At 73.0% G+C, this 1,159-nt stretch carries 1 protein-coding gene; it reads right to left on the minus strand.

The genetic code is table 11. The features are described 5' to 3' along the window. Positions 1-2: 2 nt before the first annotated feature. Complete coding sequence (locus E1200_RS33360; RefSeq protein WP_165950570.1) at positions 3-1,040, minus strand: phosphotransferase; 1,038 nt, start codon at positions 1,038-1,040, stop codon at positions 3-5. Positions 1,041-1,159: the final 119 nt, after the last annotated feature.

Here is a 1,159-nt window from a genome sequence, read left to right on the forward strand (position 1 = left end):
GGTCAGATCAAGGTCAGGGAGTTCAGGTCGCGGGCGTGGTGGGCGTGGCGGGTGGTCATGGTGCGGAACATCTCGTCGCCGCGGTCGGTGCGTTCGACGATCATGGAGGCGCCGATGGACATGACGATGCCGTGGAAGGCGTGGCGGCGGTAGGCGTCCCAGCAGTCGTCCCAGGTCAGGGTGACGCCGCGGGCGGTCAGGGCGCGGTGGTAGCGCTCGACCAGGGTGCGTTCGCCCGTGCGGCGGACCTCGACGGGGAGGCTGGAGCCCAGGAAGTAGGCGAGGTCGGCCGGGCCGGGGGCGTAGGCGACGGTCTGCCAGTCCACTACGGCGGCTCGCGGGCCGCCGAACAGGAGGTTGTCGGCGCGGAAGTCGCCGTGGAAGAGGGTCAGCGGGCCTTCGCGGTCGGTCAGGTAGCCGCCGATCGACGGGAGGAATTCTTCGATCAGGGTGAGGACGTCCGCGCCCAGGTCGGCGCCGTAGCGGTCCTTGAAGCCGTCGTAGAGGCCGGTGACCATCGCGGCGGTGAAGGCGGCCGAGTCGGCGTCGTGGCGGTTGAGCCAGGGCAGCGCGGCGAGTTCGGGGTCGTCCCAGCCGGCGGCGTGCAGGGCGGCCATCTCGTCGATCGCGGCGGCGGCGTCCTCGGGGGTGACGCCGGCGAGCTGGTCGCCGGGCAGCGCGGGCGCGAGGTCGGCCAGCAGGACGGTGTACTCGTCCTGCTCGGCGTCGTAGGCGGAGAAGTAGCAGGTCGGGATGCCCGCGTCGAGGCGGCCGGCGATCTGCGCGTAGAAGCACGCCTCGACCTCGTAGGTGCGGATGGCGCGGGCGGCGGAGCGGCTGGAGGCGTCGGCGGCGGGCACCTTGGCGACCATGGTCGGCGGCAGGTCGGTCGCGCCGGCGTAGGTGAGGTGAAGGCGGAGGCTGTCGGACACCTGACCGGTGCCGACGGGCTCGGTGCGGACCTCGGTGACCTTCGCGGCGAGGGCGTCGCTCAGCCAGGACGCGGTCAGGTCGGCGGCGCCGGGGACCGGTGGGGTCATGCGTTCTCCTCGATGAGGTGGGTCCAGCCGTGGTCCTGCCAGCCGGGGGGCTGGTGCCATTCCGTCCAGCCGTAGCCGGTGCGGCCGTCGTCGGCGTCGTAGCGGCACAGGGCGCGGGG

The organism is Actinomadura sp. GC306 (genome assembly GCF_004348665.1).
In the GTDB taxonomy this organism is placed as follows: Bacteria; Actinomycetota; Actinomycetes; order Streptosporangiales; family Streptosporangiaceae; genus Spirillospora.

What these genes read in the sequence shown, in the direction of transcription:
- E1200_RS33360 (WP_165950570.1), bottom strand. Translation starts at nt 1,040, where the DNA reads ATGACCCCACCGGTCCCCGGCGCCGCCGACCTGACCGCGTCCTGGCTG.